Genomic DNA, 12,477 nt, shown 5'->3' with positions numbered 1-12,477 from the left:
GTGAAGAGGTGACAGCACCAGGTACTGATCGACGGTCGCCCTACGAGCGCGCACTCGGCGAGCGCATCTCGGAACTCCATCCGAAGACCGCCTGGTACTTCCGCACGATCCCCGACGGCCACGTCGGGGTCGGCACGGGGGTGTTCACGACCGCGGGGTCGCGTCATCGCTGGCTCTGGCCGGTGTTCCGCATCGCGGAGGCCCTCGGAGTCGCGTTCGCCGGGTGGGAGCACGACGTGCCGTTCCGCATCGAGAACCGCACGGTCGACGGTGAGGCTCTGGCCGTCAGGCACTTCGACCTCCCTGGGCGCACGTGGGTCATGCCCGACGTCGTCTCGCTCGGCGCGAACCGCATCCTGCGCAACGAGATCGGCCCTCATCGCACAGTCGTCACGACCTTCGACATCGACGTGCGCGACGGCGCCGTCGTGCTGACCATCCGCCGCGTCGGGATGCGTTTCGGGCGGCTGCGCATCGCCGCACCGCGTTTCCTCCGTCCGCGCATCGGTCTCGTCGAGCGCTGGGACGAGCAGCGCGAGCGGCACCATGTGAACATGACCATCGACGCCCCTGTGCTCGGTCGGGTGTATGAGTACACCGGCTTCTTCGAGTACGCGATCGAGAGCGAGACTCCGTGACAGACCAGACGCCCCTCTCGGCAGGCCCCGTCGTGGTCGGCGGCTCGACCGGGTTCATGGGGCAGCACCTGACGTCGCGCCTGCGGTCGGCCGGGCGGGAGGTCATCACGATCTCACGGTCGGGCGCCGACATCTCCTGGGGTGAGCAGGCGGCGATCGATCGTGCCGTCGACGGCGCATCGCTCGTGATCGGCCTGGCGGGCAAGAGCGTGAACTGCCGCTACACACCCGAGAACCGCGCAGCGATCTTCCGCTCACGTCTCGACACCACCGCGTCGCTGAGCTCCGCCATCGCGAGAGCCGCGAATCCTCCCCCGCTGTGGATCAACTCGTCGACGGCGACGATCTACCGCCATGCGGAAGAGCGACCGATGACGGAGTCGTCGGGCGAGATCGGCACCGGATTCTCCGTCGAGGTCGCGAAGGCGTGGGAGCGCGCCCTGTTCGCGGACGATCTGCCGCACACGCGGCGGGTGGCCCTGCGCAGTGCGATCGTGCTGGGCCACGGTGGCGTGCTCGGTCCCCTGAAGAACTTGGCCCGGCTCGGGCTCGGAGGCGCGCAGTACGACGGTAGGTGGCCGATCGGTCGTGCTCGCCGGGCCGCCGGCACCGGACACCGTCCCGGTGCACGCCGCGGTCGGCAGAGGTTCAGCTGGGTGCACGTCGAGGACATCGCGCGGATCATCGACTTCCTCGAGGTGACGCCGACCCTCGACGGGCCGGTGAATGCCGCCTCCCCGAACCCGACCGACAACGCCGACTTCATGGCCACGGTGCGGCGGGTGCTGGGCGTGCGCATCGGCCCGCCGATGCCGCGGTGGATGCTCGAACTCGGCGCCATCGGCATCCGCACCGAGACCGAGCTGATTCTCAAGAGCCGATGGGTGATCCCCGAGAAGCTCACGGTCGCCGGATTCGAGTTCGCGTACCCGCATCTCGAAGATGCCGTTCGAGAGTCGTTCGATCTCGAGCGCCCCGGCCAGCGAGACGCGTCAGCGACACCGCTCGTGGCTACGGCAGCAGGTGCCCGGCCGCGCGGAAGAGCTCGTACCACTCGCCTCGGGTGAGCTCGATGTCGGACCCCGCAGCGGCGTCCTGCACGCGCTGCGGAGTCGTGGTTCCGAGCACGACCTGCATCTTGGCGGGGTGACGCGTGATCCATGCGGTCGCGATCGCGATCGGCGCGACTCCGTATGACGACGCGAGGCGATCGATCACGCGGTTGAGCTCCGCATACTCGGGGTTGCCGAGGAAGACGCCAGTGAAGAAGCCGCCCTGGAACGGCGACCAGGCCTGGATCGTGATGCCGTTGATGCGGCAGTACTCGACGATCCCGCCGCCGTCGCGGACGACGCTCTGGTCTTCGCCGGCCATGTTCGCGGCGACCGGCTGCGCGAGGATCGGCGCGTGCGTGATCGAGAGCTGCAGCTGATTGGCGACAAGAGGCTGCGTGACCGCCGTGCGGAGCAGATCGATCTGTCGAGGGGTGTGGTTCGAGACACCGAACGCGCGGACCTTGCCCGCGGCCTCGAGCTCGTCGAACGCCCTGGCGACCTCCTCGGGTTCGACCAGCGCGTCCGGACGGTGCAGCAGTAGCACGTCGATGTGGTCGGTGCGCAGCGCCGAGAGGGACCCCTCGACCTGGCGGACGATGTGCTCGTACGAGAAGTCGAACGTGCCCTCAGCGGGGTGGATGCCGCACTTGGTCTGCAGCACGATCTCATCGCGCTCGGCGGCGCTCAGCCCCAGCGCCTCGGCGAAGCGCCCTTCGCAGAAGTGCATGCTTCCGCCGTAGATGTCGGCGTGGTCGAAGAAGTCGATGCCCGCACTGCGGGCCGTGTCGTAGAGTTCGCGGATCTGGGCGTCATCCTTGTCGTCGATGCGCATCATTCCGGCGACGACGGCGGGGGCGGTGGCGGATCCGAACGGGATGGTCTTCATACCCCCACGCTACTGCGGGCGAGGGGTGAGCCGTGAGACTGCGATGTCGAGCGCCTGCGCGATCTCGGCCAGATCGGTGACGGTGAAGTCGGCCTCGCCCGCGAGCCTCTCGCACAGCTCGGCGCCGGTGATCCCCACCTGCCGGGAGAGCCATCGAGCGCTGCGCCCCGCACGCAGCAGTTCGTCTTCGACCGCGGTCGCCACCACACGTCGCACATCTGTCGTCATTCATAGACAGTATCGCCGCGTACGTGGAGCGACAAGCGTCCCACGCACCAGTATGACGGCATGTTGGCTTCGTCCCGGTGCTATCGTGACTCACGTGAAGACACCGGGCGAGCAGTTCAACGCGGCGGTCGGCCGCCAGCTCCGCGCCGAGATCGGCGCTGCAGGAAGCAGCATCGCCGCGATGGCTCGCGAGATCGGCATCGCCAGGAGCGCTCTCGACAACTACGTGACGGGCAAGCGCTCGATCCCGGTTCCCATCGTGTACGCGGTCAGCGCGTCCGTCGACCTCGCGCCCCACATCATGATCAGTCGCGCGGAAGAGCGGTTTCGCTCCGAGGTCGAGCGCGGCGGCGCCACGATCACCCCGCTCCACCCCCGTACCGATGTCCGTGGTCGACGCGAAGATCGATCCGAAGTCGCGTTCGAGTCTCCCCTCGCCCACGCCGACGACACCGACGATCTCTACGACTGACGCCCCAGTGACGAGGAGGACCATGGAGTCCCTCCTCCGCCTGCTCGAAGAGAACGGGCTGCACCTCGTCGAACGCCGAGGTCGATGCTACGGCGGCTACGAGCCTCAGACCGCGACCATCCGCGTCACCCCTGGACTCAGCCGGAGAGCGACGTGCAGCGTGATCGCGCACGAGCTGGCCCACGCCGTGCTCGGGCACGTTCCCACCCCGGATCCGTCGATCCGCGCGCGACAGGAGCGACGCGCCGACGAGTGGGCTGCGCGCCTGCTGATCAGCGCCGACGCCTATGCCGAGGCCGAGAAGGTGCGAGGCACCCATCCGGCCAGCCTCGCGTTCGAACTGGGCGTGACCATCGAGATCGTGACCGCCTACCAGCGCCTGCTCCGCCGCGTCGGCGACGCGACATACGTCAGCGCGAAGATGGGCCGAGGGCAATGGGATCACCGCACCCTCATCGCGTGATCCGACACCCGACGCGGCGCTGATTGAATGTCTGCATGACCTTCCGCACCACCCCGGGCCCGATCACACTCACCGGACGACTCGTCGAACTCCGCCCCTTGGAGACCTCGCACCACGACGGCCTCCTCGATGCGCTGCGCGAAGGAGATCTGTGGAAGCAGGCCTGGTACACCTCGGTGCCCTCTCCCGAGGGGCTCGCCGCGGAGATCGACCGTCGCATCGGTCTGATCGACAGCGGCGGCATGATCCCCTTCACGGCGTTCGACGCCTCGGGACGCATCCTCGGTCTCACCTCGTACTACGAACTCGCCGCAGACGTCCCCCGGCTGCACATCGGCTACACGTGGAACCGCCCGTCGGCGCACGGAACCGGCACCAACGCCGAGTCGAAGCTGCTGCTGCTCAGGCACGCGTTCGAAGAGCTCGGCGTCTTCAGAGTGGGCTTGACCACTCAGTGGGTGAACTTCCAGTCGCGCGCCGCGATCGAACGTCTGGGAGCGAAACAGGACGGCGTCATGCGCGCGATGAGCCGATACCGCAACGGCGCACTGCGCGACAGCGTCGAGTTCTCGATCATCGAACCGGAATGGCCATCGGTGAGGGCCAACCTCGAGGCGAGGCTGGCCAGACGCCTCTGACTACTCGGTGGCGTTGCCCGACCAGTTGTCCTTGCGACGAGTGGCCGAACCGCCCGCCCGCATCATGAACGCGAGCGACAGGCTGGTGATGAGAAGTCCGCCGACGAAGACGATCGCCTGGAAGTCCTCCAGCGACTGCGCGAGCCCCATGAGCCAGATGCCTCCGAGGAAGAGGATCATGAAGAAGATGAAGCTGAGGATCACGGGATCTCCTGTCGTAGCGGCCGTCATCCAGGATACCGTCTAGCGCACACGTGCCAGCGACGGAAGCCCCTGGGCTATCGACGTCGACGATGATTTCGTGCAGGGATGACCGCACAACTGACAGCCCTCGCCATCTCCTGCACGCTCAAGCCCTCCCCCGCCGAGTCGAGCACCGACCTTCTCGGTTCGCAGATCCTCGCGTCACTCGCCGAGCACGGTGTGACCGGCGAGCTCGTACGCGCCGTCGATCACGTGATCAGCCCCGGGGTCGAAGCCGACATGGGCGGAGACGACCAGTGGCCCACGCTGCGCGAGAAGGTTCAGGCCGCCGACATCCTCGTGTTCCTCACTCCGACCTGGATGGGCCAGCACTCGAGCATCGCGCAGCGGGTGCTCGAGCGACTCGACGCGGAGTTGAGCGAGACCGATGACGCGGGACGGCCGATCCTCTTCGACAAGGTCGCGCTCGCGGGCATCGTCGGCAATGAGGACGGCGCGCACCACATCGCCGCGATCCTCTTCCAATCGTTGAACGACATCGGATACTCCGTGCCCGCTCAGGCGTCGATCTACTGGAACGGGGAGGCGATGCAGACCGTCGACTACAAGGATCTCGACGAGACCCCCGAGAAGGTCGCGTCGGCGACGGCGACCGCCGCTCGCAACGCGGCGCATCTGGCCGGCCTGCTCAGGGCGCACCGCTACCCGGCCGAGTAGGTCAGGACTTCGGCGTGCCGCCGTCGGCGATCCTCGCCTGCACGTAATCGTCGATCACGAGTTCCCCGGTCGCATTGAGGGCGTGCATGATCTCTTCGATGCGCGGTTTCTGGATGACCTGGGGTTCGGCTGAGCTGAAGAGGAACTGCAGGGGGATCGCCGGATGGATCCACACCGTGACGCGCCCAGGATCGCCGCCCTCGGAAGGAAGCCAGGTCATCATGAAGCTCTCCTGGCGACGCAGCTTCGTGCCGACGATGACCTTCAGATGAGCCAGCGTCTCGTCGTCGATGAGGATCGGCTCCGATGTGCCGTCATACCGCAGTCTTCCCATGAAGGAAACCGTACCCCGGCACGCGCCTCGTCGTGTACACGCGAGCGCTGTCAGACGCGGCGGAACGTCACGACCTCGTCACGGCGCGCGCGCTCGACGCGCAACCCTGCTCGTTCGAGCCGTCGGAAGACCCGGCGCGGCAGCATCGGCAGCTCGCCGGTGCGGCCCGGCGGCGGCTCGGCGAGCCCGACGATGAGCGAGAGGTCCACGCCGCCGCCCCGCGCCTCGATGCGGGCGTAGTCGGAGCGGGTTCGCCAGATGAGGCGCTGCAGCTGACGGAAGGGGATGCGGTGCGTCGCCGACCCTGCGCGGATGCGCAGCTCGTCATTGCCGAACACGACGCTGCACGTCAGCGTCCGACGACGCAGCCCGCTTCTGACCAGCAGGTAGACCGGCAAGGCGACGACGACGCCGACCAGGAGGATTGCGAGACGGGCCCCGACGCGCATCACGGCGTCGTCGAAGGCGATGAGCAGCGTCGTTCCGACGACGCCGACGACAAGGACGACAAGGACGATGGCCAGCGTCAACGTCCGCATCCGCAGGTCGAGGGCCGAGAACTCCACACCGGAGCCGTCGCCGCCCTCGTCACGCTCCCACTCGGGTGCGACGGGAGGCGGTCGTCTCTTCGCATCACGACGCCCGATGACATCGGTGAGGCGCGACAGGACACCCAGCCAGATCCACCCGGCGGCGGGCCCGGCGGCTATCTGGAGCACGACGACGATCGCGCGGATCGGTTCGGGCAGACCGGCCGACAGTGCGCCGTCGTATCGAATCACGACGAACATCACCGCGCTCAGGGCCACGGCGACCCCGAGATGCACCGCGACGCCGGCGCGCACCGGGCGCATCTCCATCGTCGCGTTGACGAATGAGAACGCGATGCTCCAGCCGCCGAGCAGCATGAGCAGGAAGGGGAAGAAGCTCAGGTCGTCGCCCGCGATGGTCCAGGCGATCGCGACGATCAGGAGCAGCACTCCCCATGCGAGCGGAGCACGCACGAACCTGCGGCCGACCTCGCGCCTCAGCCGCCTCTCTGAGGTCGTCTCGGGCGCGATGTCGGTCATCGCAGCAATCCTAGGGCGAGACCCGACGTCATCACGGGCGCATCGGGCTGCGTGCGGCAGTACCGTGGTTCCATGACCGCTCCCGTTGATCCGACACACACTCCCGCCTGGTCCGAGCTCGCCGCGCTGCGCGAGTCGATCACGGCCGATCTGCGAGGCTGGTTCGCCGCCGATGCGAGCCGCGCCGGGCGCTTCACCTTCCCGCTCGCCGATCTGCACGTGGACCTGTCGAAGAACCTCGTCACCGATGAGGTGCTGGCTGCGCTGCTGCGCCTCGCCGAGCAGACGGGGGTCACCGAGCGATACTCCGCGATGCTGGAGGGTCGCCACCTCAACACGTCCGAAGATCGAGCGGTGCTCCACACCGCTCTGCGACGACCGGCCGGGGCCTCCCCCGCGCTCGTCGTCGACGGACAGGACGTGGATGCCGATGTGCAGGCCGTGCTCGACGCGCTCAGCGCGTTCGCCACCCGGGTTCGCGCGGGCGAGTGGCTCGGCATCACAGGCAAGCGCGTCACCCACGTCGTCAACATCGGCATCGGCGGCTCCGACCTCGGGCCCGTCATGGTCTACGAGGCGCTCAAGCCCTACGCGGATGCCGGCATCGAGGCGCGGTTCGTGTCGAACATCGACCCCACCGACCTCGCACAGAAGACCTCGGACCTCGATCCCGAGACGACGCTCTTCATCGTGGCGTCGAAGACCTTCACCACGCTCGAGACGCTCACCAATGCCCGTCTGGCCCGCGACTGGCTGTGGGCCGGCCTCCGGGCCTCCGGCGCGATCTCCGACGACGACGACGCCCGCACCGACGCCGTCGCCCACCATTTCGTGGCGGTCTCCACCGCACTCGACAAGGTCGCCGCGTTCGGCATCGATCCGGCCAACGCCTTCGGGTTCTGGGATTGGGTCGGCGGTCGCTACTCGGTCGACTCCGCGATCGGGCTGTCGCTCGCGATCGCGCTCGGCCCGGACGTGTTCCGGGAGCTGCTGACCGGCTTCCACGCCGTCGACGAGCATGTGCGCACCACTCCACTCGAGCGCAACGTCCCCGTGCTGATGGGTCTGCTCAACGTCTGGTACGTGAACTTCCACGGCGCGCAGTCGCACGCGGTGCTGCCCTACGCACAGCAGCTGAGCCGGTTCCCGGCCTACCTGCAGCAGCTGACGATGGAGTCCAACGGCAAGTCCGTCCGCTGGGACGGCACCCCGGTCACCACCGACACCGGCGAGGTGTTCTGGGGCGAGCCCGGCACCAACGGCCAGCACGCGTTCTACCAGCTCATCCATCAGGGCACTCGGCTCATCCCGGCCGACTTCATCGCCTTCGTGAACCCGGCCTACCCGCTGACCGACGGCGGGGAGGACGTGCACGAGCTGTTCCTGGCGAACTTCCTCGCTCAGACCAAGGCCCTGGCGTTCGGCAAGACCGCCGAAGAGGTCGAGGCGGAGGGAACCACGGGAGCGCTCGTGGCCGCACGCACGTTCGCGGGCAACCGCCCGACCACCTCGATCTTCGCGCCCGCTCTCACGCCGCAGGTGCTCGGCCAGCTCATCGCCCTCTACGAGCACATCACGTTCACCCAGGGCACGATCTGGGGCATCAACTCGTTCGACCAGTGGGGCGTCGAGCTCGGCAAGCAGCTCGCGATGCAGATCGCACCGGCGATCGGCGGCGACGAGTCGGCGATCGAGGCGCAGGATGCATCGACGAAGGCGCTGCTCGCGTACTACCGCGCGAACCGCGAGTAGGTGAAAGCAGGCGAGACGCACATGGCATCGTCGTCGCCCCGCGATCCATCGGTCCGTGCGCGTCGACGGGGCCTCCTCGTCAGCGCCGTACTGGTGATCGCGGCGGGTCTCGTCACGCACTTCGTCGGCAGCGGTCCGACGGCGGACTTCGCCGGCGACGCCCTCTATGCGGTGATGATCTACCTCGTCATCTCGATCGCGTTCCCCCGCGCCGCATTCTGGATCGTGGGTGCGACAGCGCTGGCCCTGTGCACGCTGATCGAGTGCCTCCAGCTCACCGGCCTGCCGGCGCTGTGGGCGCAGACCTTCTGGCCTGTTCGCCTCGTCCTGGGGGTCGGCTTCGACGTGCGCGATCTCGTCGCGTACGCGGTGGGCGCCGGCGCCGCGACCCTGGTCGACGTCACTCTCAGCCGCCGTCGCCGGGCACGCGTCTGACAGACAGCAGAAGACCCCCCGAGCGGCGCTCGGGGGGTCTTCTTCCTTCGTCGGTGGACCTAAGGGGATTCGAACCCCTGACCTCCTCGATGCGAACGAGGCGCGCTACCAACTGCGCCATAGGCCCTGACGTCTTCTACGCTATCACGCTCGAAGACCCGTTCGTGCCGCGCGGATCAGCCCGCTGCACGCTTCGCGAGCAGGTCGCGGACGTGCGCCTCGATCTCGGCGTCGTCGACGTATCCCATCTTGGAGAAGGGAGAAGCGGCTGCCGGAGCGGCGGCGGGGATCTGCACGGGTGCGGCGGGCGCCAGGCGCTCGGCACGCTCACGCAGCTCGGCGAGGCGAGCCGCGGTCCGGCGCTCCTCCTGCGCATCGAACTCCGCTCGCGCGACCTGCGCGCGAGAGCCTGCGACGCTCACCAGCGGCTCGGGCAGCGGACGAGGAGTCCACGTCGCTCGACCCTGATCGTGCAGTTCCGGCGCCACCCGCTGCGCGGGCTTCTCGGCGACCCGGACGGAACGTCGGGCGGCGCGAGCGGCGACCGCCGACATGCGCTGCAGGGCGTAGCCGGCCACGACGATCAACGCGCCTCCGACCCACAGCAGCAGCTGCGCCTGAACGGCGATCAGCTGCCAGACGCCGAGTCCCGCGATCACGAGACCGAGCAGCAGAGTCGAGCTGGCGACGATGCGCACGCGACGACGTGCGCGTGCCTGACGGACGACAGGATCAGCCCTCGTGGCCGCGAGCTCTTCCCGCAGAGCCATGAGCTCGGCGGCTTCCTTCTCGGACTGCAGGCGCTTCGCGAGCTTCTGCTGTGCGAGAGCGGTCCGCGCGTTGAGCTCGAGGCGCACTTCGCCCGGAGTCTCGCTGGTCTCGGCGAGCACCCGGAGTGCCTGATTGAGGCGGACGGCGTTGCGTTCTGCGGCGTCGTACTGGAAGCGTCCGCGCCACGAGGGCAGCAGATAGAGCATCCACAGGAGCACGGCGACGAGGACTATCACTCCCCCGCTCAGCACTGGCCCGTCCATGTCGACAACGGTACGGGAACATCGGTGATCACGACGCTCAGTGGGAGCGTGTGTCGCGACCAGTTCTGAAGTCAGCGGCGTGTCAGAGCGCGAAACGGTCGGAAGGAGGGATCGTCGCGGCGTCGGGAGGCACCTCGCCGTTCAGCCATCGCGCCAGCACCCCCTGCGGCACGTCCTCGCGCGTCAGAGCGAACGCGTAGTGATCGCGCCAGTCGCCGTCGATGTGGATGTACCGGCGACGCAGCCCCTCGTAGCGGAACCCGAGCTTCTGCACGACCCTCAGACTCGCGACGTTCTCGGGGCGGATGCAGATCTCCATCCGATGCAGCGCGTACTCCGTGAAGCACGCGTCCGTCGCGAGTGCGACAGCCGTGGGCGTGATGCCCTTGCCCGCGAACCGCTCGCTCACCCAATAGCCGATGGTCGCCGAGCACAGCGACCCGCGGGCCACCCCCCAGACATTGAGCTGCCCGGCGATCTCGCCCTCGTACTCCATCACGAACGGATAACCCGCACCGTCGCGATACTGCTGCAGCAGACGACGGATGCTGAGCCGCATGTCGAACGAGACCGAGCCGTACGGCACGGTGGCCTCCCACGGCTGCAGCCAGGAGCGGTTGCTCAGCAGCTCGTGCTGCAGAGCCCTCGCATCCCGGGAGCGCACGAGGCGCAGCTCGATGGGACCATGCCGCATCCCCGTCGCCTGATCCATGCGCGCGCCCACGACCGCGACGACGCCTAGAGGCGTTCCGCGAACTCCTTGAGCCACGGGCGCAACTCGGGACCGAGGTCATCGCGATCGGAGGCCAGCTGCACGATCGCCTTGATGTAGTCGACGCGGTCACCGGTGTCGTAGCGGCGTCCGCGGAAGATCACGCCGACCACACCGGGGCCCTCGGGCCTGGTCGCCAGCACCTGCAGCGCGTCGGTCAGCTGGATCTCGCCGCCCTTGCCCGGCTCGGTGTGCTCGAGCACGTCGAAGATCGACGCGGGAAGCACATAGCGACCGATGATCGCCAGGTTCGACGGAGCGTCTTCAGCGGCGGGCTTCTCGACGAGGTCGGTCACGCGCACGGCGTCCGATCCTTCGATGTCCTCGACGGCCGCGGCGCCGTACATGTGGATGTTGGCGGGGTCGACCTCCATGAGGGCGATCACCGCGGCACCCGAGCGCTCGTGCTCTGCGATCATCTCGGTGAGCAGCTGGTCGCGCTCGTCGATGAGGTCGTCGCCGAGGAGCACGGCGAAGGAGCTGTCGCCGACGTGCGTGCGGGCACGCAGCACCGCGTGGCCGAGACCCTTCGGCTCGCCCTGACGGACGAAGTGGATGTCGGCGAGATCGCTCGAGTGGATGACCCGCGCCAGGCGACCGGTGTCGCCCTTCTCCATCAGCTTCACCTCGAGCTCGGGAACCGAGTCGAAGTGGTTGGAGATCGCGTTCTTGTTGCGGCCGATGATGACGAGGATGTCGTCGATCCCGGCGGAGGCGGCCTCTTCGACGACGTACTGGATGGCCGGCTTGTCGACGACCGGCAGCATCTCCTTCGGCATCGCCTTCGTCGCCGGCAGGAACCGTGTTCCCAGTCCTGCAGCGGGAATGACAGCCTTCATCTTCCTAATACCCATCCACACAGCCTAGTGGGGATGCCACCGTAGACTCGGAGGCATGTCCCATGACGTCGAGCATGAGAAGCGCGCGCTTCGCGCTGAACTCCGCGAGCGCCGCCAGTTGCTGAGCGACGCGCAGCGGGAGTCCGCGGCATCCGCCATCACGCAGCGACTCGATGACCTCGTCGAGTCGCTCGGTGCGCGGTCGATCTCGTGCTTCCTCTCGACCACGACCGAACCGGGCACGAGGGAGTTCGTCGTCGGGGCGGTGCGCCGCGGCATCCGGGTCCTGCTTCCGGTGACGCGCGCAGACGGCCTGCTCGACTGGGCGGTGGCGACCGATGACGACGACGTCACCGAGGGCCTGTTCGGGCTGCCCGAACCCACCGGCGAGGTCCTCGGTCCGATCGCCGTGAACGACGTCGACCTGATGGTGATCCCCGCCGCCGCGGTCGACCGCACCGGGATGCGCATGGGCTGGGGGCGCGGATACTTCGACAAGACCATCGGATCGATGGAGAAGTGCCCGCCTGTCTACGCAGTCATCTATGATTCCGAGGTACTCGACTTCCTGCCGAGGGAGGTGCACGATCAGCCGGTCTCCGGTGTCGTGACTCCCACGCAGACCCTGCACCTGTCGCCGACGCGACGCTGACCCGCGAGGATCGCAATGCCCACCTATGCCTATGCCTGCCGTTCGTGCGGCCACGCCTTCGACGCCGTGCAGAGCTTCTCGGACGACGCCCTCACCGTCTGCCCCGAGTGCGGCGGAGAGCTGCGCAAGCAGTACGGATCGATCGGCGTGACGTTCAACGGATCGGGCTTCTATCGCACCGACTCGCGCGCGGGCTCCGGCGCTTCCGCCTCCGCCCCGGCATCATCGAAATCGGAGCCGGCCAAGAGCACCACTCCGGCACCTGCGTCGACCAGCACTTCTTCCTGA

At 68.0% G+C, this 12,477-nt stretch carries 18 protein-coding genes and 1 tRNA gene; 10 read left to right on the top strand and 9 right to left on the bottom strand.

What is annotated here, in order from left to right; all coding sequences use genetic code 11:
* The first annotated feature begins 8 nt into the window (after nucleotides 1-8).
* Nucleotides 9-638 (top strand): DUF4166 domain-containing protein, encoded by a 630-nt coding sequence (locus tag QMA07_RS04635; RefSeq protein WP_290160295.1) that lies wholly within the window; start codon nucleotides 9-11, stop codon nucleotides 636-638.
* 56 nt (nucleotides 639-694) lie between these two features.
* Nucleotides 695-1,705, top strand: a complete 1,011-nt coding sequence (locus tag QMA07_RS04630) for a DUF1731 domain-containing protein (RefSeq protein WP_290160525.1) — start codon at nucleotides 695-697, stop codon at nucleotides 1,703-1,705.
* On the opposite strand, the gene QMA07_RS04625 is transcribed toward QMA07_RS04630, so the two are convergent.
* Together QMA07_RS04625 and QMA07_RS04620 are read right to left on the bottom strand one after the other, a co-directional pair.
* The gene (locus tag QMA07_RS04625; protein WP_290160294.1) at nucleotides 1,650-2,579 is read right to left on the bottom strand and encodes an aldo/keto reductase; all 930 of its coding nucleotides are present in this window, start codon (nucleotides 2,577-2,579) and stop codon (nucleotides 1,650-1,652) included. The two genes, QMA07_RS04630 and QMA07_RS04625, sit on opposite strands and share 56 nt — an antisense overlap.
* 9 nt (nucleotides 2,580-2,588) lie before the next feature.
* Complete coding sequence (locus QMA07_RS04620; protein WP_290160293.1) at nucleotides 2,589-2,807, bottom strand: hypothetical protein; 219 nt, start codon at nucleotides 2,805-2,807, stop codon at nucleotides 2,589-2,591.
* A gap of 94 nt (nucleotides 2,808-2,901) precedes the next feature.
* On the opposite strand from QMA07_RS04620, the gene QMA07_RS04615 reads away from it, so the two are divergent.
* From QMA07_RS04615 to QMA07_RS04605, 3 genes are read left to right on the top strand one after another with little or no spacing between them, the layout of a single operon-like run.
* On the top strand, nucleotides 2,902-3,279 hold the full coding sequence (locus QMA07_RS04615; protein WP_290160291.1) for a helix-turn-helix transcriptional regulator: 378 nt from the start codon (nucleotides 2,902-2,904) through the stop codon (nucleotides 3,277-3,279).
* A 22-nt stretch (nucleotides 3,280-3,301) separates the two neighbouring features.
* Nucleotides 3,302-3,742: an ImmA/IrrE family metallo-endopeptidase gene (locus QMA07_RS04610; protein ID WP_290160290.1), complete on the top strand. Its 441-nt coding sequence runs from the start codon at nucleotides 3,302-3,304 to the stop codon at nucleotides 3,740-3,742.
* A gap of 35 nt (nucleotides 3,743-3,777) precedes the next feature.
* Nucleotides 3,778-4,380 (top strand): GNAT family protein, encoded by a 603-nt coding sequence (locus QMA07_RS04605; RefSeq protein WP_290160289.1) that lies wholly within the window; start codon nucleotides 3,778-3,780, stop codon nucleotides 4,378-4,380.
* On the opposite strand, the gene QMA07_RS04600 is transcribed toward QMA07_RS04605, so the two are convergent.
* Nucleotides 4,381-4,611, bottom strand: coding sequence for a hypothetical protein (locus tag QMA07_RS04600; RefSeq protein ID WP_290160288.1), 231 nt, complete (start codon nucleotides 4,609-4,611; stop codon nucleotides 4,381-4,383). It abuts the gene before it with no gap.
* 78 nt (nucleotides 4,612-4,689) lie between these two features.
* On the opposite strand from QMA07_RS04600, the gene QMA07_RS04595 reads away from it, so the two are divergent.
* On the top strand, nucleotides 4,690-5,301 hold the full coding sequence (locus QMA07_RS04595) for an NAD(P)H-dependent oxidoreductase (RefSeq protein WP_290160287.1): 612 nt from the start codon (nucleotides 4,690-4,692) through the stop codon (nucleotides 5,299-5,301).
* Between the two features lies 1 nt (nucleotide 5,302).
* Here QMA07_RS04595 and QMA07_RS04590 read toward each other — a convergent pair whose 3' ends face one another.
* Nucleotides 5,303-5,635: a hypothetical protein gene (locus QMA07_RS04590; RefSeq protein WP_290160286.1), complete on the bottom strand. Its 333-nt coding sequence runs from the start codon at nucleotides 5,633-5,635 to the stop codon at nucleotides 5,303-5,305.
* A gap of 50 nt (nucleotides 5,636-5,685) precedes the next feature.
* Nucleotides 5,686-6,705 (bottom strand): hypothetical protein, encoded by a 1,020-nt coding sequence (locus tag QMA07_RS04585; protein WP_290160285.1) that lies wholly within the window; start codon nucleotides 6,703-6,705, stop codon nucleotides 5,686-5,688.
* 72 nt (nucleotides 6,706-6,777) lie between these two features.
* Here QMA07_RS04585 and pgi point away from each other — a divergent pair, with 72 nt between their 5' ends.
* Entirely contained in the window at nucleotides 6,778-8,457 is a 1,680-nt protein-coding gene (gene pgi, locus QMA07_RS04580) for a glucose-6-phosphate isomerase (RefSeq protein ID WP_290160284.1), read from the top strand.
* 21 nt (nucleotides 8,458-8,478) lie between these two features.
* A complete protein-coding gene (locus QMA07_RS04575; protein WP_290160282.1) occupies nucleotides 8,479-8,892 on the top strand; it encodes a DUF2809 domain-containing protein in 414 nt (137 codons plus the stop codon).
* 54 nt (nucleotides 8,893-8,946) lie between these two features.
* Here the strand turns inward: QMA07_RS04575 and QMA07_RS04570 are convergent.
* The 4 genes from QMA07_RS04570 to galU all read right to left on the bottom strand — a co-directional run bounded on the left by QMA07_RS04570 (nucleotide 8,947) and on the right by galU (nucleotide 11,552).
* Nucleotides 8,947-9,019, bottom strand: a tRNA-Ala gene (locus QMA07_RS04570).
* Between the two features lie 49 nt (nucleotides 9,020-9,068).
* On the bottom strand, nucleotides 9,069-9,926 hold the full coding sequence (locus QMA07_RS04565) for a hypothetical protein (protein ID WP_290160281.1): 858 nt from the start codon (nucleotides 9,924-9,926) through the stop codon (nucleotides 9,069-9,071).
* An 82-nt stretch (nucleotides 9,927-10,008) separates the two neighbouring features.
* The gene (locus QMA07_RS04560) at nucleotides 10,009-10,620 is read right to left on the bottom strand and encodes a GNAT family protein (protein ID WP_053099195.1); all 612 of its coding nucleotides are present in this window, start codon (nucleotides 10,618-10,620) and stop codon (nucleotides 10,009-10,011) included.
* Between the two features lie 44 nt (nucleotides 10,621-10,664).
* The gene (gene galU, locus QMA07_RS04555) at nucleotides 10,665-11,552 is read right to left on the bottom strand and encodes a UTP--glucose-1-phosphate uridylyltransferase GalU (protein WP_290160278.1); all 888 of its coding nucleotides are present in this window, start codon (nucleotides 11,550-11,552) and stop codon (nucleotides 10,665-10,667) included.
* Between the two features lie 40 nt (nucleotides 11,553-11,592).
* Between galU and QMA07_RS04550 the strand changes: the two genes are divergently transcribed.
* Both QMA07_RS04550 and QMA07_RS04545 read left to right on the top strand, forming a co-directional pair.
* On the top strand, nucleotides 11,593-12,189 hold the full coding sequence (locus QMA07_RS04550) for a 5-formyltetrahydrofolate cyclo-ligase (protein WP_290160277.1): 597 nt from the start codon (nucleotides 11,593-11,595) through the stop codon (nucleotides 12,187-12,189).
* A 15-nt stretch (nucleotides 12,190-12,204) separates the two neighbouring features.
* Nucleotides 12,205-12,477: an FmdB family zinc ribbon protein gene (locus QMA07_RS04545; protein WP_290160275.1), complete on the top strand. Its 273-nt coding sequence runs from the start codon at nucleotides 12,205-12,207 to the stop codon at nucleotides 12,475-12,477.

The sequence above is a fragment of the Microbacterium sp. APC 3901 genome (assembly GCF_030407765.1).
Classification (GTDB): domain Bacteria; phylum Actinomycetota; class Actinomycetes; order Actinomycetales; family Microbacteriaceae; genus Microbacterium.
The sequence above is the reverse complement of the archived record's forward strand: the minus strand, read 5'-3'. Positions and strand labels throughout refer to the sequence as shown.